The sequence below is a fragment of the Pseudomonas muyukensis genome (assembly GCF_019139535.1).
In the GTDB taxonomy this organism is placed as follows: Bacteria; Pseudomonadota; Gammaproteobacteria; order Pseudomonadales; family Pseudomonadaceae; genus Aquipseudomonas; species Aquipseudomonas muyukensis.
Genome location: NZ_CP077073.1, coordinates 2,288,126 through 2,312,883, shown reverse-complemented (window position 1 = coordinate 2,312,883; position 24,758 = coordinate 2,288,126). Strand labels below are relative to the sequence as shown.

The 24,758-nt window shown below is 64.7% G+C and carries 24 protein-coding genes; 4 read left to right on the top strand and 20 right to left on the bottom strand.

The features are described 5' to 3' along the window. Window positions 1-127: 127 nt before the first annotated feature. A complete protein-coding gene (locus KSS95_RS10460; RefSeq protein ID WP_217853591.1) occupies window positions 128-1,372 on the top strand; it encodes a cytidine/deoxycytidylate deaminase family protein in 1,245 nt (414 codons plus the stop codon). A 13-nt stretch (window positions 1,373-1,385) separates the two neighbouring features. Here KSS95_RS10460 and KSS95_RS10455 read toward each other — a convergent pair whose 3' ends face one another. The 5 genes from KSS95_RS10455 to KSS95_RS10435 all read right to left on the bottom strand — a co-directional run bounded on the left by KSS95_RS10455 (window position 1,386) and on the right by KSS95_RS10435 (window position 5,753). Beyond that, a complete protein-coding gene (locus tag KSS95_RS10455; RefSeq protein WP_217853590.1) occupies window positions 1,386-1,799 on the bottom strand; it encodes a cupin domain-containing protein in 414 nt (137 codons plus the stop codon). Window positions 1,800-2,727: 928 nt separating this feature from the next. After that, window positions 2,728-3,288, bottom strand: coding sequence for a DUF1285 domain-containing protein (locus KSS95_RS10450; RefSeq protein WP_217853589.1), 561 nt, complete (start codon window positions 3,286-3,288; stop codon window positions 2,728-2,730). 11 nt (window positions 3,289-3,299) lie between these two features. Beyond that, window positions 3,300-3,905: a DUF4823 domain-containing protein gene (locus KSS95_RS10445; protein ID WP_217853588.1), complete on the bottom strand. Its 606-nt coding sequence runs from the start codon at window positions 3,903-3,905 to the stop codon at window positions 3,300-3,302. A gap of 67 nt (window positions 3,906-3,972) precedes the next feature. Continuing rightward, complete coding sequence (locus KSS95_RS10440; RefSeq protein ID WP_217853587.1) at window positions 3,973-4,941, bottom strand: GTP 3',8-cyclase MoaA; 969 nt, start codon at window positions 4,939-4,941, stop codon at window positions 3,973-3,975. Window positions 4,942-5,117: 176 nt separating this feature from the next. After that, window positions 5,118-5,753, bottom strand: a complete 636-nt coding sequence (locus KSS95_RS10435) for a TetR/AcrR family transcriptional regulator (protein WP_134693123.1) — start codon at window positions 5,751-5,753, stop codon at window positions 5,118-5,120. 73 nt (window positions 5,754-5,826) lie between these two features. Between KSS95_RS10435 and KSS95_RS10430 the strand changes: the two genes are divergently transcribed. Further along, the gene (locus tag KSS95_RS10430) at window positions 5,827-6,960 is read left to right on the top strand and encodes an aminotransferase class V-fold PLP-dependent enzyme (RefSeq protein ID WP_217853586.1); all 1,134 of its coding nucleotides are present in this window, start codon (window positions 5,827-5,829) and stop codon (window positions 6,958-6,960) included. Between the two features lie 282 nt (window positions 6,961-7,242). Here KSS95_RS10430 and KSS95_RS10425 read toward each other — a convergent pair whose 3' ends face one another. The 12 genes from KSS95_RS10425 to KSS95_RS10370 form a co-directional block, all read right to left on the bottom strand. Further along, on the bottom strand, window positions 7,243-8,025 hold the full coding sequence (locus KSS95_RS10425; protein ID WP_217853585.1) for a TatD family hydrolase: 783 nt from the start codon (window positions 8,023-8,025) through the stop codon (window positions 7,243-7,245). A 33-nt stretch (window positions 8,026-8,058) separates the two neighbouring features. Then, window positions 8,059-9,045, bottom strand: coding sequence for a DNA polymerase III subunit delta' (locus tag KSS95_RS10420; protein ID WP_217853584.1), 987 nt, complete (start codon window positions 9,043-9,045; stop codon window positions 8,059-8,061). Beyond that, the gene (tmk, locus tag KSS95_RS10415; RefSeq protein ID WP_217853583.1) at window positions 9,038-9,670 is read right to left on the bottom strand and encodes a dTMP kinase; all 633 of its coding nucleotides are present in this window, start codon (window positions 9,668-9,670) and stop codon (window positions 9,038-9,040) included. Before tmk ends, KSS95_RS10420 begins: the two co-directional genes overlap by 8 nt. Then, complete coding sequence (mltG, locus tag KSS95_RS10410) at window positions 9,667-10,824, bottom strand: endolytic transglycosylase MltG (protein ID WP_217853582.1); 1,158 nt, start codon at window positions 10,822-10,824, stop codon at window positions 9,667-9,669. Before mltG ends, tmk begins: the two co-directional genes overlap by 4 nt. A 3-nt stretch (window positions 10,825-10,827) precedes the next feature. Beyond that, entirely contained in the window at window positions 10,828-11,643 is an 816-nt protein-coding gene (gene pabC / locus KSS95_RS10405; protein WP_217853581.1) for an aminodeoxychorismate lyase, read from the bottom strand. Then, on the bottom strand, window positions 11,643-12,887 hold the full coding sequence (fabF, locus tag KSS95_RS10400) for a beta-ketoacyl-ACP synthase II (RefSeq protein WP_217853580.1): 1,245 nt from the start codon (window positions 12,885-12,887) through the stop codon (window positions 11,643-11,645). Before fabF ends, pabC begins: the two co-directional genes overlap by 1 nt. 165 nt (window positions 12,888-13,052) lie before the next feature. Further along, complete coding sequence (acpP, locus tag KSS95_RS10395) at window positions 13,053-13,289, bottom strand: acyl carrier protein (protein WP_010223225.1); 237 nt, start codon at window positions 13,287-13,289, stop codon at window positions 13,053-13,055. A gap of 204 nt (window positions 13,290-13,493) precedes the next feature. Beyond that, on the bottom strand, window positions 13,494-14,234 hold the full coding sequence (gene fabG / locus KSS95_RS10390; protein WP_217853579.1) for a 3-oxoacyl-ACP reductase FabG: 741 nt from the start codon (window positions 14,232-14,234) through the stop codon (window positions 13,494-13,496). A 16-nt stretch (window positions 14,235-14,250) separates the two neighbouring features. Continuing rightward, entirely contained in the window at window positions 14,251-15,189 is a 939-nt protein-coding gene (gene fabD / locus KSS95_RS10385) for an ACP S-malonyltransferase (RefSeq protein ID WP_217853578.1), read from the bottom strand. Window positions 15,190-15,415: 226 nt separating this feature from the next. Then, entirely contained in the window at window positions 15,416-16,426 is a 1,011-nt protein-coding gene (gene plsX, locus KSS95_RS10380; RefSeq protein WP_367616939.1) for a phosphate acyltransferase PlsX, read from the bottom strand. Window positions 16,427-16,429: 3 nt separating this feature from the next. After that, on the bottom strand, window positions 16,430-16,612 hold the full coding sequence (gene rpmF / locus KSS95_RS10375) for a 50S ribosomal protein L32 (RefSeq protein ID WP_134693112.1): 183 nt from the start codon (window positions 16,610-16,612) through the stop codon (window positions 16,430-16,432). A 13-nt stretch (window positions 16,613-16,625) separates the two neighbouring features. Continuing rightward, complete coding sequence (locus KSS95_RS10370; RefSeq protein ID WP_194787757.1) at window positions 16,626-17,153, bottom strand: YceD family protein; 528 nt, start codon at window positions 17,151-17,153, stop codon at window positions 16,626-16,628. A gap of 96 nt (window positions 17,154-17,249) precedes the next feature. Here KSS95_RS10370 and KSS95_RS10365 point away from each other — a divergent pair, with 96 nt between their 5' ends. Next, window positions 17,250-17,828: a Maf family protein gene (locus KSS95_RS10365; RefSeq protein ID WP_217853577.1), complete on the top strand. Its 579-nt coding sequence runs from the start codon at window positions 17,250-17,252 to the stop codon at window positions 17,826-17,828. 149 nt (window positions 17,829-17,977) lie between these two features. Here the strand turns inward: KSS95_RS10365 and KSS95_RS10360 are convergent, their stop codons facing one another. From KSS95_RS10360 to rluC, 3 genes are read right to left on the bottom strand one after another with little or no spacing between them, the layout of a single operon-like run. Beyond that, window positions 17,978-18,964 carry a S49 family peptidase gene (locus tag KSS95_RS10360; RefSeq protein WP_217853576.1) on the bottom strand — a complete coding sequence of 329 codons (987 nt, stop codon included), beginning with the start codon at window positions 18,962-18,964 and terminating at the stop codon, window positions 17,978-17,980. A 2-nt stretch (window positions 18,965-18,966) separates the two neighbouring features. Further along, window positions 18,967-19,647 carry an HAD family hydrolase gene (locus tag KSS95_RS10355; protein WP_217853575.1) on the bottom strand — a complete coding sequence of 227 codons (681 nt, stop codon included), beginning with the start codon at window positions 19,645-19,647 and terminating at the stop codon, window positions 18,967-18,969. 3 nt (window positions 19,648-19,650) lie between these two features. Continuing rightward, on the bottom strand, window positions 19,651-20,604 hold the full coding sequence (gene rluC / locus KSS95_RS10350) for a 23S rRNA pseudouridine(955/2504/2580) synthase RluC (RefSeq protein WP_217853574.1): 954 nt from the start codon (window positions 20,602-20,604) through the stop codon (window positions 19,651-19,653). A gap of 794 nt (window positions 20,605-21,398) precedes the next feature. On the opposite strand from rluC, the gene rne reads away from it, so the two are divergent. Continuing rightward, on the top strand, window positions 21,399-24,629 hold the full coding sequence (rne, locus tag KSS95_RS10345) for a ribonuclease E (RefSeq protein WP_217853573.1): 3,231 nt from the start codon (window positions 21,399-21,401) through the stop codon (window positions 24,627-24,629). Window positions 24,630-24,758 lie beyond the last annotated feature (129 nt).

The following is a 24,758-nucleotide window of genomic DNA, read 5'->3' as shown; positions in this document are numbered from 1 at the left end:
ACATTGAAAAAACCTCCAGATGCGCAAGCACTGGAGGTTTTTTCTTTTCTGGCCTGGCACTTGTGTTCCGACTGCCCTGGACTATCGTCTGCCTGCGCACCTCGCGCAGCATCGACAGGGAGTCAACATGGACACCGTTCGCAACGCCCAGCAAGCCGTGGAAACCGTCGCCGACCAAGCCATTCTCGCCGCGCAGCAAAAGACCTTCGCGGTAGGCGGCTGCATCATCGAGAATGCCACCGGCAAGGTGTTGAAGGCCATGCACAACAATGTGCTGATGCCCTACCCCAACAGCACCGCGCAACCCCCATTCCTGCCCCATGACCCGACGGCCCACGGCGAGCGCCAGCTGGTGCAGTGGTACTACGACAACCGTCAGGCCCTGAACCTGCCAGAGCCCAGCGCGCTGACCGTGGTTACCACCCTGGACCCTTGCGCGATGTGCGCAGGCTCCCTGCTCACCGCCGGTTTCAACGTGGCGGTCAGCGCCATCGACACCTATGCCGGGGTCAACTACAACAGCCAGTTCGACTTCCCGACCTTGCCGCCGCAGGTACGCCAGAAAGCCCAGCAGACCTGGGGCTACTACGCGGTAGGCGAGCCTGTCGATCGGCAGTATCAGGGCTCGACGGGCCCCGTCTTCGCGAAGCAAAGCGTCGACGCGCGGGCGTTCAGCCTGACCGGGTCGATTTTCGATGCCAGCGTCAATACGGTGCGCGAGGCGAGCAACAACAGCGGCCTGGCGCCTGACCAACTGAAGAACCCAGCCTCGCTGCCGGCCGGCAGCGCGGTGCGCAAGGCACTGACCGAACTCAGCCCATGGGCGCTGACGGTCAAGTTCGACAACCCGCGCATGCCGGGCGCGGCCCTGGCCAAGCCGCTGACCCAAACGGCTCATCATGCCGACACGATGAACGCCGTGGCCTTGCTGGATCCGTTCGGCAACCTGCTGACCTGCCTGGGCGGCCAGGAAAAGCAGTCGCCCATCCGCACGGCGTTCATGGAAACCACGCGCCGCTATGCCTTGATGCGCTGGCAGCTGATGAACAGCAACGACCCGCAGGTGCGTGCCGAGGCGCAGCAGTACCTCACTCATCCCAAGTACGGCACGTTCGTCTTCCTGTACATCCCCGACCCGCGCACCAGCGAGGCGGTGATGACCTTCGGGGCGTATGGCTCGACCATGGAGGGGCCGGTGCCGCAGTCGTTCCCATCCAACCTGCAATACGTGCTGCGCCATCCGGGTGTGACGGTGCAGGCTGTGGCAGAGCTGGCGCAGAACCTGCCGCCTTTCTACACCCAGAGCGTGCAGGTGGCGCCCTGCCAGGTGCTCGACAACGCGCTGATCCAGGCGGCGCAGAGCGCGCTGTAACCATCCGGTTGGGTCAATGGGACAGGGGCTCGGTCACTGGCCGCCCCTGGTCCACCAGGCTCCATACCAGCAGCTTTGCCGGCTGGGTCTTGCTCGCGTTGCGCGAGACGCTGTGCACGGTGCCTGGCGCCTCGTACCAGAACTCGCCGGCCTTGTAGGTTTTCTCGGCTTCGTCGTTGAGCTTCGAGGTGACGGCCCCTTCCAGCACGTAGGCCATGACCGCGCCTGGGTGCTGATGCGCCGGGGAGGCCTGGCCGGGGCCATAGCTGACGGTGAGCATCACGGCTTTCTTGCCGGGGGCATTGCTGGGGGTTTGTTCCTGCAGGATCGTCACTTGGTCAGGCTTGTCGCCATGGGCCCAGGCGGGCGACAGCGGGGCAAGCAGGCCTAGGGTCAGCAGGGCAATGGGCAGGCGGAGGGTTCGCATCGGGTTTCTCCTGAGTGGCATCTACTTTCAGGTTAAGCCCGGAGTTGACGAGGACAAATGGCCAATTCACGAAAAAACCGGGAGGCCGATGTTGCTGTTGCTGTTGCTGTTGCTGTTGCTGTTGCTGTCACCGATCAAAAGGCTAGCGTCAACCCCAGCGAGCGACAGCTGCGCTAGCCCAGGCGCCGCCCGTAACTTCGCGACTTCAGGAGGCCGAACGCAGGCCTTGCGTAGGGAGGTGACGGGCATGGATGCCCGTCAAGCGCTGGGGCCCAGGATGGGCCCTACAGCGCGGTCCTCCCGGGAGCAAGGCCGGAGTGAGGGAACCCGGAGCGAAGCGTAGGGCCGGATGAATGGAGCGCAGCGTTTTTTGGTTACTTTTTGTCGCGTTTGACAAAAAGTGACTCGCCGTAAGGGCGAAAAGGTGACTAAGCGTCGATATAGCCAATGAATGCGCTTACACCTGTAAATACACACACCGACCGACTTTGACTTTGACTTTGACTTTGACTTTCAGAGCGTGAGTTTTGAAAGCTATACGCGCATTCATTGGCGATGGCGACGCATAGTCACCTTTCCGCCCTTACGGCGGGTCCCTTTTTGAAGGATCAAAAAGGAACCAAAAAATCCTCGCTCCATTCATCCGGCCCCTACGCTGCGCTCCGGGGTCCCCTCGCTCCGTTCTTGCTCCCGTGGGTACCGCGCTGTACGCCCCATCCTGGGGCGCAGCGCTCGACGGCCATCCATGGCCGTCGCCCCACTACGCAAGAACTCCACTCGGCCTCCTGAAGTCGCAATTGGCGGCGCCTGAACTATCGCGCACTTAGAAGCAAAATCAAAAACAGAGCAAGAGCAAGAGCAAGAGCAAGAGCAAGAAGTTGATATAGATGGGTATCTAAGGGGAAAGGCTGGCTGCCAAGGTGAATATTTAGTCAGCACGCCCGATAGGATAAAACTCTCCCCGACTCCACACCCCAAGCCAAACGTCCCCGTCAATCACCCGCGGTACCGCCAACTCCACCAGTTGGTAGAACACATTACGGTGGACCAGCGCCTCGAGGTTGCCACGCATCAACACATAGGGCGACGGCTCCTGGGTAGCCGGGTCAAGCTCCACGCGCAGTGGATTCCCCGGCCCAGCCTCGATCTGGTCCTCGACGTTGCTGGTGAAGCGCAACACCTGCCCCTCACCCTGCCCTTCAACGTCCAGCAACACGGCCACGAACGGCGCATCATCGACCCGAATACCGACCTTCTCCACCGGCGTCACCAGGAAGTAGTCATCGCCATCACGACGAATGATGCTGGAGAACAGCCGGACCATCGGCTTGCGCCCGATCGGCGTACCCAGGTAGTACCAGGTACCATCGCGGGCAATACGCATGTCGATGTCGCCGCAGAAATCCGGGTTCCACAGATGCACCGGTGGCAGCCCCTTGTGCTGGGGAATCTGCGCCAGAAGATCGTTGGCCTTGCCCGAATCGCTCATCCCACCCTCACTCAGTGACTCATGCCCAGAAGGCTACGAGCGTACTCGCGCATCGGTGCGGCAAGCAAATCCTGCGGGGTATTGTCGTGGAACGTCAACAAACCGCCGCGGCTCTTGATCCGCGCGGTGTCGATCAGGTAACGGGTACTGGTCTCGATCAGCATCATCTGCACTACACCGCTGTCCCAGCCCAGACGGTCGATGGCCTGCTCGTCATACCACTCGTCACCGTTACCAATACGGTCGTCGGTACGGGCAAAGCGGGTATAAAGCACATAGTCAGCCCCCACCGAACGCGCCTCGGCGATGGCGTCTTCCAGGCCCAGCGGGCCCTGGGCACGGCGCACCAGCGGGAAGTACTCGACGAAACTCTTGAACGCCTCCTCGGCCACCGCGTTCTGCCGCGGCTGCGGGCCCTTGCTCGGCGGCATGAAGGCGCCCTGGCCGATGAAAATGAACGAGTCCGGCTGCAAACGGACCGACAGGGTACGGGTGGTGTCGCTATGATCCAGCAGGCCCGCGTCACTCATGTGGTAACGCACGCCCTCGCCCATATCGCTGACATTCATGCAGCCGCCCAACGCCATCAGCGCCAGCAGCAAGACCAGGCTACGCATCTTTCCTCCAGAGGCCGGTGACGAAAAACCGGCGAATAGCCGCCAGGATGCAGCTTTTGCGCCAGAGTCAGCCGCCGATCACCTTCATGACCATCACATCCCCGGAAAACGCCTGCTCCTGCTTGTCTGCCAAGGCTTTCACCAGCAACCGCTGCAGGGCCGGCAACGCCTGGTGGCGCGGCTTGTCGAACAGGTCGCCGACATAGTGACGGTTGCTCGACGACAGGCAGCCATGCAGCCAACCGGTAGAGGAAAGGCGCAGGCGCGAGCAGGTTCGACAAAACGGCACACTCTCGTTGGCAATCACGCCAAAGTGCCCCTTGCCAGGAATGCGATAACGCAAGGCCGTGGCATCCAAGGGCCGAGGCGCCTGCTCGTAGAGGTGCGCCTGGCCGATCAACGCCAGCAACTGCTCGAGGCCAACGAACTGTTGCACGAAGGCGTTGCGCTCACGGGCCAGGTGGCCCATGCGCATCAGCTCGATGAATCGCAACTCGTAGCCATGGGCCAGGCAATACTCCAGCATCGGCATGACCTGGTCGAGGTTCTGCCCACGCATCGGCACCATGTTGACCTTGATTGCCATGCCGGCGGCACTGGCCTGCGCCATGCCCGCCAGCACACTGGCCAGGTCGCCGCCGCGGGCGATGCGGCGGAATGCCAATGGGTCAAGGGTATCGAGGGAGACATTGAGCCGGCGAATGCCGGCATCGCGCAGCAGCGGCAACTTGCGCGAGAGCAGCTGGCCATTGGTGGTCAGGCTGATGTCCTCGAGCCCGAGCTGGCCGACCGCCAGGAGGAACGCCCCCAACCGCGGACTGACCAGCGGCTCGCCGCCGGTGATACGCAGCCGTTCGATGCCGGCCGCCTCCACCAGGTACGCCACGCCACGGGCCAACGCATCCGCCGACAGCTCGTCGTGCGCCGCCACCAGGCGCTTGCCGTCGGGCACGCAATAGGTGCAGGCGTAGTTGCAGGCAGCAGTCAGGCTGACGCGCAGGTTGCGAAAGCGCCTGCCTTGACGGTCGACGATCATGGGGGACTCCGGCATGGATGGATCGGGCCGGCAAAACCTGACTTATAAATCAGGTTTTTGCAAGCCCTGCCGGTGAACAACAGCGCGCTCGCCTGGTTCGCCAGCGAGGCTGGCTCCTACAGGGTGCAAGACGGGACACAGGGTAGGAGCCGGTTTGCCGGTGCTACATCGCGGCGTCAGTTGGCAGGCTCCGGATCGCGCTTGCGCTTGTTGCCCATGCGCACGCCGATATCCATGAGGAACTGGAAGAAACCCTCCTGGTCCTCCAGCACATTGCTCCAGAACGGCGAGTGGTACAGCGCCACCGCGCCGTGGACCAGGGCCCAGGCCGCGCAGTAGTGGAAGTACGGCGGCACGTCCTCGAGCTTGCCTTCGCTGATCCGGCCCTTGATCAATTGCGTCAGACGGTCGAAGTTGGAGGCACGAATCTTGTGCAACTGCTCGACCATTTCCGGCACCTGGTTGCCCTTGACCACCTTTTCTTCCAGGCGGTCGAACAGCCGATAGCGCTGCGGGTCGCGCATGCGGAACTCGAAGTAGGCGCGCGACAGGGCTTCCTTGTCGCGGTCGACGTCCGCCGAGTGCAACAGCTCGTTCAGGTCGCGCTCATAGTCGAGCATCAGGCGCAGGTAGATCTCCGCCTTGGACTTGAAATGCTTGTAGATCGTGCCTTTGCCGATGCCTACGGCGTCGGCGATCATCTCGACGGTGACACTGTCTTCACCTTGTTCGAGAAACAGCTTGAGCGCCGTGTCGAGGATTTCTTGCTCGCGACGACGAAACTCACGGACCTTACGAGGTTCTTTCTGCATAGGAAGGACTGGGATGACAATCGAAGCGGTTTATTATGCCTAACTTGCGGCAAATTGCACGGATCTTCCAACCATGTCTGTGTTTCATGATGAGTTCGACCAGGCGCCGGGCCTGTGCTACCTGAACCACGCGGCCATTGCCCCCTGGCCACGCCGGGCCTGCGACGCCGTGGCCCGCTTCGCCCGCGACAACCAACGCCTGGGGGCCAGCGCATACCCTGCCTGGCTGGCCACCCAACGGCGCCTGCGCGAGCGCCTGGCGCGGCTGGTCAACGCCCCAAGCCGCGCGGATATCGCCTTGCTGGGCAGTACCTCGCAGGCCCTGTCGCTGGTGGCCTTCGGCCTGGCGTGGCAGCCTGGCGACCAGGTGATCATCAGCGCCGAGGAGTTTGTGTCCAACCGCGTGGCCTGGCAGGCCCTGGCCGAGCAAGGCGTGGAGGTGATCGAAGTCAGCCTCGCCGGGACAGCCCCAGAAGCCGCGCTACTGGCCGCCTGCGGCCCGCGCGCCCGACTGTTGGCGGTGAGCGCCGTGCAGTACGCCAGCGGCCTGCGCCTGGACCTTGCCCAGCTCGGCCTGGCATGCCGCCGACAGGGCGTGTTGTTCTGCGTCGACGCCATCCAGCAGGTCGGCGCCCTGCCCTTCGACGTGCAGGCCAGTCATTGCGACTTCGCCATGGCCGACGGCCACAAGTGGATGCTCGGCCCCGAAGGCCTGGGGCTGTTCTACTGCCGCCGCGAACTGCGCCAGCAACTGAAACTGCACGCCTACGGCTGGCACATGCTCGAACACCTCGGCGATTTCGAGCGGCGCCAATGGCAGCCGGCCCACAGCGCGCGCCGCTTTGAATGCGGCAGCCCGAACATGCTGGGAGCCTGCGCCCTGGAAGCCAGCCTGTCGCTGCTGGAGGACGTCGGCATGACGGTGGTCGGCGAACAGCTGGCGCTGCGGGTAAGCCAACTGCACGAGGGCCTGGCGGCCATCCCCGGCGCCCAGCTGCACAGCCCGGTTGATCCCGCTCGTCGGGCCGGGATCGTCAGTTTCAGCCTGGATGGCCATGCCAACGCCGACATTTATCGAACCCTGAGCGCTAATGGCGTGATCTGCGCACAACGCGGCCCCGGGGTGCGTTTTTCCCCACACTTCTATACCGATCAGCGCCTGATCGACGACGCACTGCGACAGGTCCGGCAGATTGCCATGCGTTGAAGGCCCAAGGGCTGGCGGGCGTATTCCAAATTTGTTTAAAAAACGATCAGCACGCGCTGGCGGGGCGCCAATCCTGGCCAATACTTCAAGTGTTGGCGCGGCGCATCCCCCCCAAAGTGGCGCGCCGATAAAGGTGCCCAGGGACCGTGTACCTTTGTTTTACTCCTAATGGTCTTAACCCGGATTCCCCCCCCCAGAACCCGGGTTTTTTTTGCCCGGGCGCAGGGCAGACGCCAGCTTTGCTGGCGAACCAGGTTGCGATGACTGACCTGGGGGCGGCCCTCAGGCCACCCGCGCCAAGGGGAACAAGCGCTTGAAGTTCGCCGTGGTCTGCTCGGCCAACTGCGCGTAGCTCACCCCACGCAACGACGCGACATACTCGGCCACGTCCCGCACATATTGCGGCAGGTTTGGCTTGCCGCGGTGCGGAATGGGGGCCAGGTACGGCGAGTCGGTTTCCACCAGCAGGCGATCGACCGGCACCTGGCGCGCCACGTCGCGCAGCGCGTCGGCATTGCGGAAGGTGACGATGCCCGACAACGAAATGTAGTAGCCCAGGTCCAGCGCGGCCTTGGCCATGTCCCAGTCCTCGGTGAAACAGTGCAGTACCCCCGCCTGTGGCAGGCTGGCCTCGCGCAGCAGCGCCAGGGTATCGGCGCGGGCGGCACGGGTGTGCACCACCACCGGCTTGCCGGTCTGCCGCGAGGCTTCCAGGTGCAGGCGGAACGACGCCTGCTGCAACTCGGCGGCTTCCGGCTCGTAGTGGTAGTCCAGGCCAGTCTCGCCAATGGCTACCACGTGCGGGTGCGCCAGTTCGCGCAGCAGCCATTCCAAGGCTGGCGTTTCCCCAGGCGCCAGGTCCAGCGGGTGCACCCCCACCGAGCAGTCGACATCGGTGTACTGTTCGCTGAGCGCCTTGACCGCCCCGGCGTTTTCGGCGCTCACGCCGATGCACAGGAAGTGCCCCACCCCGCGCGCACGCGCCGCCTGCAGGGCGGCATCGAGGGAGCCCTGGTGGGCACTCAGGTCAAGACGATCGAGGTGGCAATGGGAATCTACGAGCATGGCAACAGGACACACCTGAATGAACGATAGGAATCAACGCTGGCCGGGCAGCTGCACCCAGTGGGCGAGCAAGGCTTCGAGCAGCAGTACACGGTTGAGGTTGGCCTTGCCCAGCACCTTCTGGCGCTGCTCGAGGATCCACGCCTGGAGCTCCAGCACCTTGGCCTGGCGGCTCTTCTGCGCCAGGTACTGCACGACCTTGCGCATGTCGGCCAAGCCTAGCCCGTCCTCATCCTGGGTCAACTGATAGCGCAGGATCAGGTGCGCCCAGTCGCAGAACCAGTCGAACAGCAGCAGCAAGGGCACGCCGTTCCAGGCTTCGGCCAGTTGACTGGGCGATTGCTGCTGCTTGAGCAGCTTCTTGACCCCGTCGGTGACCAGCGCCCGCTGCTCGCGCACGCCCTGGGCCTGCAAGCTGAGCGCCATCAGCGGCGAGCCGGCGGCCAGGGTCAGCAGCTCTTCGCGCGCCGGCTCGTCACTGTCCGCCAGCGCGCCGGCCAGCCAGGCGCGGCTCTGGACCAGGCTCGGCTGTGGACAGGCCACTTGCTGGCAGCGGCTCTTGATGGTCGGCAACAGGCGGCTGGGCTGGTGGCTGACCAACAGCAGCACGGTGTCGCCCGAGGGCTCCTCCAGGCTCTTGAGCAGGGCGTTGGCGGCATTGATGTTCATCGCCTCCACCGGCTCGATCAGCACCACCTTGCGGCCACCCTGCTGGGCGGTCTGCACCACGAAGGACACCAGCTCGCGGACCTGGTCGATCTTGATCGGCTTGTCGGCTTCCTCGGGTTCCAGGATGAAGTTGTCCGGGTGGCTGCCGGCCTTGAGCAACAGGCACGCCTTGCACTGCCCGCAAGCCTCCAGCCCTTGGGGCTGCTGGCACAGCAGGCGGGCCATCAGGCGCTCGGCCAAGGCGCGCTTGCCAATGCCCTGCGGCCCGTGTAACAGGTAGGCATGGGCGTGCTGGCCACGGCCGGCCAACTGCTGCCAGAGCGCCTGCTGCCAGGGGTAGGCTTCAGCCACGGCAACGCTCCAGGATGCCGGGCACCAGGGCATCGATCGCCCGCTGCACTGCGGCCAGCGGCTGCGCTGCGTCCAGCAGGCGGTAGCGCTGCGGCTGCTGGCCGGCGCGTTGCAGGTAGGCCTGGCGCACCGCTTCGAAGAAGGCCTGGCCTTCCTGCTCGAAACGGTCCAGCCGGCCACGGGCCGCGGCACGGGCCAGGCCGACTTGCACCGGCAGGTCGAACACCAGGGTCAGGTCGGGACGCAGTTCGCCCTGGACGAAAGACTCAAGGATGGCGATACGCTCGACTGGCAGCCCGCGCCCACCGCCCTGGTAGGCGTAGGTGGCGTCGGTGAAGCGGTCGCACAGCACCACCGCGCCGCGGGCCAGCGCCGGACGGATCACCTGCGCCAGGTGCTGGGCGCGGGCGGCGAACATCAGCAGCAGTTCGGTATCGACCGCCATGGTCTCCTCGCTCGGCGCCAGCAGCAGCTCACGAATGCGCTCGGCCAGCGGCGTGCCACCCGGCTCGCGGGTCATGAGCACATCGATGCCCTGCTCGCGCAGACGCGCCGCCAGGTACTCGCGATTGGTGCTCTTGCCCGCGCCTTCGGGGCCTTCCAAGGTGATAAACAAACCGCTCACGAGCGTTCCTTAGTGTCGTCTGGCGCAGGCTCATCGGCCGGCGCGGATTCATCGGTGGGCGCTGCCGGCTCGCCCTCGGGCACTGGCACGGTGCCGTTCTGCGGCGCCGCGGGCTGGCCCTGTGGCGCGGGGCTCGAGCGGTAGTCGGCGCGGCGCTTGAGCTGGAACTCGCGCACGGCGCTGTTGTGGTCGTCCAGGTCGTCGGAGAACACGTGGCTGCCATCGCCACGGGCGACGAAGTACAGGCTCGAGCCGTCGCTGGGGTTGAGCGCGGCATGGATCGCCTCGCGGCCAACCATGGCGATCGGTGTCGGCGGCAGGCCCGTCATGGTGTAGGTGTTGTAAGGGGTCGGTTCGCGCAGGTCGGCGCGGGTGATCTTGCCGTTGTAGCGCTCACCCATGCCGTAGATCACGGTCGGGTCGGTCTGCAGCATCATGCCCAGGCGCATGCGGCGCACGAACACCCCGGCGATCTGCCCGCGCTCCTGGGGAATGCCGGTTTCCTTCTCCACCAGCGAGGCCATGATCAGCGCCTGGTAAGGGTCGCGATACGGCAGTTCGGTGCTGCGCTCGGCCCATTCCTTGGCCAGCACTTCATCCAGGCGCATGTAGGCCTGCTGCAGCAGCTCGACATCGCTCATGCCGCGCACGAAGCGGTAGGTGTCGGGGAAGAAACGGCCCTCGGGGAAGACCCCGGTGTGGCCCAGCTTGTCCATCACCTCGGTATCGGACAGGCCCTCGAGGGTGTGCTTGATCTTTTCATGCTTGGCCACCGCGGCACGCACCTGGCGGAAGGTCCAGCCCTCGACCAGGGTCAGGTTGTACTGCACCACGTCGCCACGCTTCCAGGCGTCGAACAGCTGGCCCACGGTCATGCCTGGCGTCAGGCGGTATTCACCCGTGTGCAGCGCGGTACCGGCCATGTTGAAGCGCCAGTACAGGCGCAGCCAGACCGGGTCGTCAAGCAGCCCTTCGCCCTGCATGCGGTAGAACATGCGGTTGGGCGTGGTGCCATTGGGCACGTCGAGCAGGCGCTCTTGCGTCACTTGCAGCGGCTGCTCCAGGACCGAGTTGACCTTCCAGGCGGCCCAGCCCAGTGCCAGGCCGGCGAGGATCAAACTCATTTCCAGCAGCAGCAGGAATTTGCGTCTCACGAATCAGGTATCCAGTAACGTACGGGCAACGGCCTGCAGTTTACGGGTGAGTGGCCCCGCCGGCCAGTTCAGCGCGGCGAATTCAAGCACGGGCCAAATGCCATAGACGCTGTTGCAGACGAACACTTCGTCGGCCTGCTCAAGGTCCGTCAGCGTCAGGTCCCGCACCTGCATGGGCAGGCCAAGGGCCGCGCCCTGCTCCAGCAGCGCCGCGCGCATCACCCCGGCCACGCCGCAACGGCCAAGGTCGGCGGTGAGCAACGCGCCATCGCGCACCAGGAACAGGTTGCTGTACACCCCTTCGATCACCCGCCCCTGGCCGTCACGCATCAGGCCCTCGGCAAACGCGGTGCCCTGCCATTCGGCGCGGGCCAGCACCTGCTCGAGGCGGTTGAGGTGTTTGAGACCCGCCAGCAGCGGTTGTTCCGCAAGGCGTGTCTGGCAAGGGAAAAGGCGCACGCCCTGTTCGGCGTTGGCGGCGGGATAAGCCGGCAAAGGGCTGCCCTGGAGGATACGTCGCGCAGGGGCTCCGGCCATCGGGGCGTAGCCGCGCTGGCTGTCGCCACGGGTGAGGATCAGCTTGGCGACACCGTCACCGAGCAGCCCGGCAAATTGCAACAGTTCGTTGCGAACCAGCGCCAGGTCGACCTCGATCGCCAGGCGCTGGCAGCCCAGTGCCAGGCGCTCGAGGTGGCGCGCCAGCAGGCTGGGCCTGCCGCCGCGCACGGCGATGGTCTCGAACAGGCCATCGCCGTAGGCCAGGCCGCGGTTCTGCAGGTTGAGCGCAGTCGCGTCCTGGCCATCGACCCAGCTGAGCATCAGTCGGCGAACCGGCGGAATACCAGCGAGCCGTTGGTGCCACCGAAGCCGAACGAGTTGGACAGCACCACGTCGATCGGCATGCTGCGCGCCTGGTGCGGCACGAAGTCCAGGTCGCAGCCTTCGTCGGGCTCGTCCAGGTTGATGGTCGGCGGCGCCATCTGGCTGTTGATCGCCAGGACGCTGAAGATCGCTTCCACCGCGCCGGCGGCACCCAGCAGGTGGCCGGTCATCGATTTGGTCGAGCTGACCGCCAGTTTGTAGGCGTGCTCGCCGAACACGCGCTTGATCGCAGCCACCTCGGCGACATCGCCGGCCGGCGTCGAGGTGCCGTGGGCGTTGATGTAGCTGACGTCCTCGGGCTGGATGCCGGCATCGCGCAGGGCGTTGGCCATGCAGCGGGCCGCGCCTTCGCCAGAATCGGGCGGCGAGGTCATGTGGTAGGCGTCACCGCTCATGCCGAAACCGACCAGCTCGGCGTAGATGGTCGCGCCACGGGCCTTGGCATGCTCCAGCTCCTCGAGTACCAGGGCGCCGGCACCGTCGGACAACACAAAGCCGTCGCGGCCCTTGTCCCACGGACGGCTGGCACGGGCCGGCTCGTCGTTGCGGGTGGACAGCGCGCGGGAGGCACCGAAGCCGCCCATGCCCAGGCCACAGGCGGCCATTTCGGCACCGCCGGCAATCATCACGTCGGCTTCGCCGTAGGCGATGTTGCGCGCGGCCATGCCGATGCAGTGAGTGCCGGTGGTGCAGGCGGTGGCGATCGCATAGTTCGGGCCTTGCAGGCCAAGGTGGATCGACAGGAAGCCCGAGATCATGTTGATGATCGAGCCCGGCACGAAGAACGGCGAGATCCGGCGCGGCCCTTGCTCGTGCAGGGTGCGGCTGGTCTCTTCGATGTTGGTCAGGCCACCGATGCCCGAGCCCATGGCCACGCCGATACGCTCGCGGTTGGCGTCGGTAACCTCAAGGCCGGCGTTGCGCACCGCCTGGAAACCGGCCGCCAGGCCGTACTGGATGAACAGGTCGAGCTTGCGGGCCTCTTTGGCCGACAGGTACTGCTCGACTTCGAAGCCTTTCACCGAGCCGCCAAAACGGGTGGAGTAGGCAGACAGATCCGTATGCTCGATCGGACCGATGCCACTGCGGCCAGCCAGAATGCCCTGCCAGGTGCTCGGTACATCGGTACCCAGTGGCGACAGCATACCCATACCAGTGACCACGACGCGTCTACGCGACACAGTACTCTCCTCATTTTCTAGTAACAGAGTCTCTTGCCAGTGCACTGGCAGCGCCAATGGCCTGGCAACAGACTCCGGTGTTCATTGCATAGCTTGCAAAGAAAAAACCGCACGCCGGCGACGGCAGTGCGGTTTTTCCCGACAAGAAGCGTCGACTGGAACGTCTTAGGCCTGGTGGCTGTTGACGTAGTCGATAGCGGCTTGAACGGTAGTGATCTTCTCGGCTTCTTCGTCAGGGATTTCGGTCTCGAATTCCTCTTCCAGAGCCATCACCAGCTCAACGGTGTCAAGCGAGTCGGCACCCAGGTCCTCAACGAAGGAAGATTCGTTCTTGACTTCCTCTTCCTTGACGCCCAGTTGCTCGGCGACGATTTTCTTGACGCGTTCTTCGATGGTGCTCATACCTAGTTTTCACTCCTAATGGACATATGTCAGGCAGCTGGCCGGTGACCAAGTTTATAGGAAGACGCCTGCTTTTCAAGCGTAACGCGCCTTCCACCAGGTCACCCGGCCCGCTGTCCGGAATCTGGTTGCAGCTTTATAACGGATTTTAGGCTCGGAGTATGACTCTTTTTTGAACCGATCCGTCACATTGAGTTGCGGATTTTACATGTACATCCCGCCGTTCACCGGCACGGTAGCGCCGGTGACGTAGGCTGCGCCCTCGGAAGCCAGGAAGGAAACCACCTTGGCGATCTCCTCGGCCTGGCCCAGGCGACCCAGCGGAATTTCCTTCTGCAGGGCCTCGCGCTGCGCTTCTGGCAGCTCGCGGGTCATGTCGGTGTCGATGAAGCCTGGGGTCACCGAGTTGACGGTGATGCCACGCGAGCCCACTTCACGGGCCAGGGCACGGCTGAAGCCCTCCAGGCCAGCCTTGGCGGCGGCATAGTTGGCCTGGCCGGCGTTGCCCATGGCACCCACCACCGAACCGATGCTGATGATACGACCCCAGCGGGCCTTGGTCATGCCGCGCAGCACGCCCTTGGACAGACGGTACAGGCTGTTGAGGTTGGTATCGATCACGTCGAACCACTCGTCGTCTTTCATCCGCAGCATCAGGTTGTCGCGGGTGATACCGGCGTTGTTGACCAGAATGGCTGGCGCGCCGAACTGCTCGCCGATGGCGCCCAGCACCTTGTCGACGGACTCGGCGCTGGTCACGTTCAGTTCCATGCCGGCGCCCTGGATGCCGTGCTCTTTCAGGGTGGCGGCAATGCGCTCGGCACCCGAGGCCGAGGTGGCGGTACCGATGACGATGGCGCCCTGGCGGCCCAGCTCGAGGGCGATGGCCTGGCCAATACCACGGCTGGCGCCGGTGACCAGTGCAACTTTACCTTGCAGGCTCATGCAAGCTTCTCCGAATTCAGGCCAGCGCCGCGCGGGTGGCGGCGACGGCGTCTGGGGTGTTGAGGTTGTAGGTGGTGACGCCGTCGGCGCAACGCTTGTTCAGGCCGGCCAGGACCTTGCCCGGGCCGCACTCGACCAGGTTGACCGCGCCGCGCGCAGCCAGGGCCTGTACGCATTCAACCCAGCGCACCGGCTGGTACAGCTGGGCCAGCAGGTCCTGCTTGAGGGCATCGAGATCGGCGGCGATGGCGGCGGTGACGTTCTGCACCACCGGGATCTGCGGCGCCTGCCACTCGATGGCGTTGACGAACTCGGCGAAACGCTCGGCGGCCGGCTTCATCAGGGCACAGTGCGATGGCACGCTGACCGCCAGCGGCAGGGCGCGCTTGGCACCAGCCTCTTTGCACAGCGCCATGGCACGGTCCACCGCCGCCTTGTTACCGGCGATGACTACCTGGCCCGGCGAGTTGAAATTCACCGCGCTGACCACTTCATCCTCGGCGGCCTTGGCGCAGATCTCGACCACGACCGCGTCGTCCAGGCCGAGGATGGCGGCCATGGCGCCATGACCGGCCGGCACGGCCTCCTGCATCAGCTGACCACGACGCTCGACCAGACGCACGGCGTCCTTCAGCGACAGGCTGCCGGCCGCGACCAGGGCGCTATATTCACCCAGGCTGTGACCGGAAACGAAGGCCGGCTGCGCGCCGCCCTCTTCCAGCCACAGGCGCCACAGGGCGATCGAGGCGGCAAGGATGGCCGGCTGGGTCTTGTCGGTTTGATTGAGTTGCTCTTCCGGGCCTTCCTGGACCAGTTTCCACAGGTCGTAGCCCAGGGCCTCGGAAGCTTCCTTGAAGGTCTCGACGATTACCGGCTTTTCTGCGCCGAGCTCCTTGAGCATGCCCAGCGACTGGGAGCCCTGACCAGGAAAGACGAATGCGAGGGATGCAGACATTGAACAAGCCCTTATGATCTTGTCGTCGGATAGGGTGCGCCAGGCCGTCGGCCGGGCGCGCAATCTGAAAGCTTGGATGGAACGGCAGACCAAGCGGTCACATTTAAGCACTTCATCGTGGATATGCCTAAGACCTGTTTTGGCCTCATCGCGGATGAATCCGCGCCTACAAGCGCACCTCGCCCCTGTAGGCGCGGATTCATCCGCGACGAAGCCCACACCAACATTACGGCAACAGGTCTTCGAGCCGCCCATGCAAGCGCTGCGGCAGGTTTTCCTGGATCTCGATCAACGCGCGCTGGATGGCGCTCTGCAAACCCTGCACGCCGGCCGAGCCGTGGCTCTTGATGACGATACCCTGCAAGCCCAGGAAACTCGCGCCGTTATGCCGGGCCGGCGCCAGATCGGCCTGCAGACGCTTGAGCAGTGGCATGGCCATGGCTCCGGCCGCCCTGGCCAACAGGCCGCCACGGAACAACGCCTCGATGCGCGCACCGATCATGGTGGCCAGGCCTTCACTGGACTTGAGCAGGATATTGCCGACAAAACCGTCGCACACCACCACATCTGCCTCGCCGCGGTACAGGCCGTCACCCTCGACGAAGCCTATATAGTTGAGCCCGCGCGCGCCCTGCAGCAGGCTGGCGGCCAGCTTGACCTGCTGGTTGCCCTTGATGTCCTCGGTGCCGATATTGAGCAGCCCCACCCTTGGCCGCTGGACCCCCAAGGCCTGGGCCGCCACCGACCCCATCACGGCGAACTGATAGAGATTCTCTGCGCTGCAATCGACATTGGCGCCCAAGTCGAGCAACTGGCAGTAACCGGCCTGGGTCGGGATCGCCGCGACCATCGCTGGCCGATCGATGCCCGGCAGGGTCTTGAGCACGAAGCGCGACAGCGCCATGAGCGCACCGGTATTGCCGGCGCTCACGCAGGCCTGGGCCTTGCCATCACGCACCAGTTCCAGGGCGACGCGCATCGACGAGTCGGGCTTGCCACGCAACGCCTGCGATGGCCGCTCGTCCATGCCGATCACCTCGCTGGCGGCGACAATCTGCAGGCGCGCGCGATCCGCAGCCGCAAGGCCGCTGACAAGATCTTCAAGGAGGGAGGGTTGACCGACGAGGGTCAGGTGCAGCGAGGGAGTAGCCGAAAGGCAGGCAATGCTAGCCTGGACAATGCTGCGGGGACCGAAGTCCCCGCCCATTGCGTCGATCGCGATGATCTGAGCGGACAAGGATTACTCGTCGGCGCCCTTGTCGATCACTTTGCGACCACGGTATACGCCTTCTGGCGATACGTGGTGACGCAGGTGTACTTCACCGGTGGTTTTCTCAACCGACAGGGCCTCAGCCGACAGGGCGTCGTGCGAACGGCGCATGTCACGGGCAGAGCGGGATTTTTTGTTCTGCTGAACAGCCATAATTGATTAACTCCTAAACGTTTGGGTCACGCTTTAACTGCGCCAATACACTGAACGGGTTGGACCGCGATACCTCGTCCTTGCTCGGCTCGGGCTCATCGAGTCCCGCCGGCTGCTGGCATTCTTCCGGATGATGAGCAGGCACGATCGGCAGGGCGAGCAACAGCTCTTCCTCGACCAGCGCCTGCAGATCCAAAGGATCTTCGCCCAGTTCCAGCACGTCATAGCCTTTCGGCAACGACTGGGTGTTCGCACCCTCCTTCACCACGGCGTAAGTACATTCGCTGTGGATCGGCAGGGTGACCAGCTCAAGACAACGCTGGCAAACCATCTTGACCTCGACATCCAGCTCACTGTGGATAACCACGACGTGCTGTTCATCTCGTTCAAAATCGAACTTCGCCTGCACCGTACCGACATTGTCGGAAAGCGGGTCGCAGAGTCTTTCCAAATCAGCGAGTTGCAGCGAACCTTCGAGGGTTACGCCACGATCAGCCAATTTGCGCGGGTCAACGTGAGGTGGAATCGGGTCATTCAACATAGGCGCAGCATTCTAGGGATGCACCCCCTCCCTGTCAAAGGAAATTAGGTGGCATCTCGCATGTTAGAATTCGGGGTAATTGCCCAGGAGTCTACCATGCTTCCCTTGTTACTGGCTTCCAGCTCTGCGTACCGCCGCGAACTGCTCACCCGCCTGCGCCTGCCCTTCACCTGGGCAAGCCCCGACCTAGACGAACGGCGCCTCGATGGCGAGCCCGCCGTCGAGCTGGTCCGGCGCCTGGCCCGGCAGAAGGCCGAGGCCCTGGCTGCCAGCCACCCCGACCACCTGATCATCGGCTCCGACCAGGTGGCGGTGCTGGGCGAGCAGATCCTCGGCAAGCCGCACACCTTCGAACGCGCCTGCGAGCAACTGCTGGAGTGCAGCGGCCAGCAGGTGACCTTCCTCACCGGCTTGGCGCTGCTCAACAGCGCCAACGGCCACTGCCAGGTCGATTGCGTGCCGTTTACCGTGACGATGCGCGAGCTGGATCGAGCGCGCGTGGAGCGCTACGTGACGGCCGAGCAGCCACTGGACTGCGCCGGCAGCTTCAAGGCGGAGGGATTGGGGGTGAGCCTGTTCCAGAGCACCCATGGTTGCGACGCCACGAGCCTGATCGGACTACCGCTGATTCGACTGGTGGACATGCTGCACAAGGAAGGCGTGCAGGTGCCCTGAGCATCAGCCCTTTAAGTGTTCGCCGCAATCTTTGTAGCGCCACGTAGATCGAGCGCCGCGCGGGCGGCGCTCGATCTGATAAGCGCCGCAACATTTTCGCCGAACACCCCGCAAGAGCTGCCCCGCAATGATGCCGCAGCGATTTCAGCTCAACGCAGCGAAGGCCCCTGCAAGCCCATATACAGCGACAGGCGCTCTGCCACGCTGGCACCGATGCGCTTGGAGAACCGATCGAATGGCGACTCCTGCACGGTGAAGTCCACCAGCTCCTTCTCACCGACGATGTCGCGGGCGACATAGCTGGCACTGCCCAGCCCGTCCACCAGCCCCAGCGCCTTGGCCTGCTCGCCCGACCAGATCAGCCCGCTGAACAACTCAGGGTGATCCTTGTCTTTCAGGCGCTCGCCACGCCCCTGCTTGACCATGGCGATGAACTGGCGGTGCGTGGTGTCCAGCACACCCTGCCAGAACGCGGTTTCTTCCGACTTCTGTGGCGAGAACGGATCAAGGAAGGCCTTGTGTTCGCCCGCCGTGTAGGTGCGCCGCTCCACGCCCAGCTTGTCCATGGTACCGACAAAGCCATAGCCCGCCGCCGTGACGCCGATGGAGCCGACCAGGCTGGCCTTGTCAGCATAGATTTCGTCGGCGGCACTGGCGATGTAGTACGCCCCGGAAGCCCCCAGGTCAGCGATCACCGCATACAGCTTGATGGCCGGGTACTCGGCGCGCAGGCGGCGGATCTCATCGTAGATGTAGCCCGCCTGCACCGGGCTGCCGCCCGGACTGTTGATGCGCATCACCACGCCCTTGGTCTTGGGATCCTTGAACGCTTCGCGAAGGCTCTTGACGATATTGTCGGCACTGGCCGGTTCCTGGTCGGCAATCACCCCGCGCACTTCCACCAGCGCGGTATGACTGGCGCCGCGCGAGGCAGCCTTGTCGACGTCCATCAGCGGCGTGAACAGCGCCAGCAGGCCGAACAGGTAGACGAAGGTCAGCAGCTTGAAGAAGATCCCCCAGCGCCGCGCCCGACGCTGCTCCTGCACGCCCGCCAGCAAGGTTTTCTCGAGCAGTTTCCAGCTCTTGCGCTCCTCGCCACCCTCCTCGGACTCGGGTGCTTTCCATTCGTCAGCCATGTTCACCTACCTTGGAAATTGATATGCGCGGGGCTGGCGAGCCATTCGCGCAGTTGGGAAAAATGCTCGATGCACAGCTGCGGGCCAAACTCGGCCAGCGCCTGCAACGGCATCGCGCCGTAGCCGACCGCCACCGAATGCATGCCAGCGTTGCTGGCCATCTGCAGGTCAAAGGCCGAATCTCCGACCATCAGCGCCCGCCCGGGTTCGACCCGGCAATGGCCGAGGATTTCCTCGAGCATCAGCGGATGCGGCTTGCCGCGGGTCTCGTCGGCGGCGCGGGTGATATCGAAGTAGCCTTCCCAGCCATTGGCCTTGAGCACCCGATCCAGGCCACGCCGCGCCTTGCCGGTGGCCACCGCCAGGCGGTAGCCCTCGGCACGGAAGCCCTCCAGCGACTCGACCACGCCGTCGAACAACGGCGAGGGCTGCTGGTCCAGGGCCATGTAGACGTCGGCGTAGTGCTGACGGAACCGCTGCACTTGCACCTCGTCCAGGTGCGGATACAACAGCCCGATCGCCTCGCTCAGCGCCAGGCCGATGATGCCCTTGACCGCCGCATCGCTGCTGGGCGCCTCGCCGGCGCGCTCGGCGGCGGCATGCATGGCCTCGACAATGCGCCCGATGGAGTCGGCCAGGGTGCCGTCCCAGTCGAAGATCAGCAGGTCATAAGGTTTGCTCATGGTTCAGGACGCCAGCCGCTCGATGGTCTTGGCCCACACCTCGTCCACCGGCGCCTCGAGCTTGAGCTCGCCGCCATCGGGCAGCGGCACGGTGAGCTGATAGGCATGCAGGAACAGGCGCTTGCCACCCAGCTCGCGGATTTCGCGGCTGAAATCCTCGTCACCGTACTTGCTGTCGCCGGCGATCATGTGCCCGGCATGCAGGGTGTGCACCCGAATCTGGTGGGTGCGCCCGGTGATCGGCCGCGCCTCGACGATGGTGGCGAATTCGCCGAAGCGGCGCAGTACGCGGAACAGGGTCAGCGCTTCCTTGCCCTCGTCATTGACCTCGACCATGCGCTCGCCGGAGCGCAGGTTGCTCTTGAGCAAAGGCGCGTTGACCTGCTTCTTCGAGGTCGGCCAGTGGCCGCGCACCAGCGCCATGTAGCGCTTGTCCACGCCATCGCCCCGCAGGGCGGCGTGCAGGTGGCGCAACATGCTGCGCTTCTTGGCGATCATCAGCAGGCCGGAGGTGTCGCGGTCCAGGCGGTGCACCAGCTCCAGCTCCTTGGCGTCCGGGCGCAGCTGGCGCAGCGCCTCGATCACCCCGAAGCTCAGGCCGCTGCCGCCATGCACGGCGATGCCGGCCGGCTTGTTCATCACGATCAGCGCCTTGTCTTCGTAGACGATGGCCGCTTCCAGGCGCTGCAACAGCCCCTGGGCGACCGGCGCCGGCTCGTCGCGCTCCGGCAACCGGACGGGCGGTACCCGCACGATATCGCCGGCCTGCAGCTTGTACTCAGGCTTGATCCGGCCCTTGTTGACCCGTACCTCGCCCTTGCGCAGGATGCGGTAGACCAGGGTCTTGGGCACGCCCTTGAGGGCCGTGATGAGGAAATTGTCGATGCGTTGGCCGGCAAGCTCCGGCGGGACTTCGATCAGCTGAACGCCGGAAGTCGGGGGGGTATTGGTCGTCATGGCGGGATCATAACAATTTTTTATGGAATTGAAGCACTTAATCATTACTGCTATAGTCGCGAACGCCGCCAAAAGCGGCAGGCCAGCGGCAACAGGCTCTACGCCGGCCCTGACCATCGCAATTCCGAGGACGCGAGGCCGTCCTACGGAGCGTTCGCCAGTTTAATGAATGCCTGGAATCGCCACCAGCGCTGTGTAGAGAAGACCGAAAAAAAACGACAAGTGCGGTGTTTCACCTGCTTACCCGCTTCTTTTCGCCGTACCTCTGCCCGCCACCGTCGTCTCCGCGCATTTGGGCGAAGTGCTCCGGAAATACCTGCCTTGGACATGTTATGGCGCCAGCCCGGTATGGGCTGGCGAAAAATGCAACCCGTTGCGGATTCAGCGCGCGGCAGCACCCGAATTTTCAAGGGATACGTGCAGGGTGGAGATGCACAGCCCTCGGACCGTGTGGCACCGCGTCCAGCCAACGCCCCGATGCACGGGCAATGAGCGGACAAGGTCCTGAGCAGACGCCCTCGTGGCGTCCACGGACGACCGGTTGATTCCTCCTCCTGACTGAGTGCACCAGGCCCGCTCGGTTGATTCGGATCACGTTCGAAGAGCTCGACAGGCCTTTTGGCACCATGAAACAGGACGCGTCGTCGCGACAACGGCAGGCTGGGCAACCGGCTGGTGCCGAACGTCGCCAGACACGGGGGTGGCCCGCCACCCTTTGCGCACCTAGGCACCGACCATGAGAAGTCGTGTGTGCCGAACGCCGTTTCCGGCAGCCCGGAAACCGACGGTACAACATGAAAAGAATGCTGATTAACGCAACTCAACCCGAAGAGTTGCGTGTAGCCCTGGTGGACGGCCAACGCCTCTACGACCTGGACATCGAGTCCGGTGCCCGTGAGCAGAAAAAGGCCAACATCTACAAAGGCAAGATCACCCGGATCGAGCCCAGCCTTGAAGCCGCCTTCGTCGACTTCGGCTCCGAACGTCACGGCTTCCTGCCGCTGAAAGAAATCTCCCGCGAATACTTCAAGAAAGCCCCTGAAGGTCGGGTCAACATCAAGGAAGTGCTGAGCGAAGGCCAGGAAGTCATCGTCCAGGTCGAGAAGGAAGAGCGCGGCAACAAAGGCGCCGCCCTGACCACCTTCATCAGCCTGGCCGGCCGCTACCTGGTGCTGATGCCCAACAACCCGCGCGCCGGTGGCATCTCCCGCCGCATCGAAGGCGAAGAGCGCAACGAACTGCGCGAAGCGCTGAACGGCCTCACCGTTCCGGGCGACATGGGCCTGATCGTGCGCACCGCGGGCCTGGGCCGCAGCAGCGAAGAAATGCAGTGGGACCTCGACTACCTGCTGCAGCTGTGGACCGCCATCAAGGAAGCCTCGCAAGACCGCGTCGCGCCGTTCCTGATCTACCAGGAAAGCAACGTCATCATTCGCGCCATCCGCGACTACCTGCGCCAGGACATCGGCGAAGTGCTGATCGACAGCATCGACGCCCAGGAAGAAGCCCTGACCTTCATCCGCCAGGTGATGCCGCAGTACGCCAGCAAGGTGAAGCTGTACGAAGACAGCGTGCCGCTGTTCAACCGCTTCCAGATCGAAAGCCAGATCGAGACCGCCTTCCAGCGCGTCGTCGACCTGCCGTCCGGCGGCTCGATCGTCATCGACCCGACCGAGGCCCTGGTCTCCATCGACATCAACTCGGCGCGCGCCACCAAGGGCAGCGACATCGAGGAAACCGCGCTGCAGACCAACCTGGAAGCGGCCGAGGAAATCGCCCGCCAGCTGCGCCTGCGTGATATCGGCGGCCTGATCGTCATCGACTTCATCGACATGACCCCGGCGAAGAACCAGCGCGCCGTCGAAGAACGCGTGCGTGAATGCCTGGAGGCCGACCGCGCCCGCGTACAGGTAGGCCGTATCTCGCGCTTCGGCCTGCTGGAGATGTCGCGCCAACGCCTGCGCCCGTCGCTGGGTGAAAGCAGCGGCATCGTCTGCCCACGCTGCTCGGGCACCGGCATCATCCGTGACGTCGAGTCGCTGTCGCTGGCGATCCTGCGCCTGATCGAGGAAGAAGCCCTGAAGGACCGCACCGCCGAGGTTCGCGCCCAGGTGCCGATCCCGGTGGCCGCCTTCCTGCTCAACGAGAAGCGCAACTCGATCACCAAGATCGAACTGCGCACCCGCGCGCGCATCATCATCCTGCCGAACGATCACCTGGAAACCCCGCACTTCGAAGTCCAGCGCCTGCGCGACGACAACCCGGAAGTGCTGAACAACCAGTCCAGCTACGAGATCGCCGCCGCCGAAACCGAAGAAGCGCCGCAACCGACCGCCACCCGTACCCTGGTGCGCCAGGAAGCCGCGGTGAAAACCGCGCCGGCCCGCGCCAACGCCCCGGTGCCGAGCGCTGTCGAAGAGCAGCCAGCCGCGCCGGTCGCGCCGGTCCAGCACGTTGCCGAGCCAAGCCTGTTCAAGGGCCTGGTCAAGTCGCTGGTCAGCCTGTTCGCCGGCAAGGACGAACCTGCCGCCGCCCCGGCCGTGAGCACCGAGAAGCCGGCTACCGAGCGCCCAGCGCGCAACGAGGAGCGCCGCAACGGTCGCCAGCAGAGCCGCAACCGCAATGGCCGCCGCGACGAAGACCGCAAGCCGCGCGAAGAGCGCAGCGAACGTGCTCCGCGTGAAGAGCGCCAGCCCCGTGAAGAACGCGCCCCTCGCGAGGAACGTGCACCACGTGAAGAACGCGCCCCACGCGAAGAGCGTCAGCCACGTCAGCCGCGCGAAGACCGCCGTGGCAACCGCGAAGAGCGCGTGCGTGAACTGCGCGAGCCGCTGGACGCCACCCCAGCCGTCGCCCGCGAAGAGCGCCAGCCCCGTGAAGAACGTGCCCCGCGCGAAGAACGTGTAGCCCGCGAAGAGCGTGCCCCACGTGAAGAACGTGCACCACGCGAAGAGCGCGCCCCACGCGAAGAGCGCCAGCCACGCGAGGAACGTGCCCCGCGTGAAGAGCGCGCGCCACGCGAAGAGCGTGCCCCGCGTGAAGAACGCCAGCCGCGTCCGCCGCGCGAAGAGCGCCAGCCGCGCCCTGACGAGCAGGTTGCCGAACAGGCCGCCGAGCTGGTCGAAGAGCAGTTGCCGAACGAAGAGCTGCTGCAGGACGAGCAGGAAGGCGCCGATGGCGAGCGTCCACGCCGCCGTTCCCGTGGCCAGCGTCGTCGCAGCAACCGCCGCGAGCGCCAGCGCAACGCCAATGGCGAGCTGATCGATGGCGGCGACGAAGACGCCGGTGAAGAGCAGCAGCCACAGCAGCACCAGGCCACCGAGCTGGGTGCCGAATTGGCCGCCGGCATCGCCGTCACCGCCGCCGTTGCCACCAGCAACATCAGCGCCGAAGCCGACGCCGAAGCCAACCAGCAGGCTGAGCGCGCCACCGCGGTGGTCGAGCAGGCCCAGGTCGAAGCCGTCGAGGTCGTCGCCGAGCAAGCCGAGCAGGTCGAGCAGGTCGAGATCGCCCCAGCGGTCGAGCAACCTGTCAGCGAGCCGGTCGTCGCCGTCGAGCCGAGCATCGAGCCCGTGGTTGAAGTCGCGCCACAACCAGTGATCGAAGAAGCCGTCGCCGAGCAGCCTGCCGCCGCCGTCCCAGCCCCTGCAGAACCTGCAGCGGTCGAACCAGCCCCTGTGGTTGAAGCCGGTGAGATCGAGCAGGCCCAGGTTGTCGAAGCGGCCGAAGTCGAGGCACCCGTTGCCGAGCAGCCTGCTCCGGTAGCCGAAGCCCAGCCTGAAGTGGTCGAAGCGCCAGTCGCCGAGCCTGCTCCAGTGGTTGCCGAGCAGACCCCGGTCGAAGCGCCGGTCGAGCCCGCTACCGTCATGCTGTCCAACGGCCGCGCGCCGAACGACCCACGTGAAGTGCGTCGTCGCAAGCGTGAAGCCGAAGCCGCAGCCGCCGCTGCTGCCCAGGCCGCCGCCGAAGCAGCCCCGGCACCGGCGCTGGACACCGCCGATGAGCACAAGCCTCATCACGGTTGATAGCCACGGCTGAATGAAAAAGCCCCGCCAGTGCGAACTGGCGGGGCTTTTTCTTTACCGCTGTCGTATCAAGTACGTCTTTGGCCTGGTTCGCCAGCAAGGCTGGCTCCTACCTCAAACCACCACCCC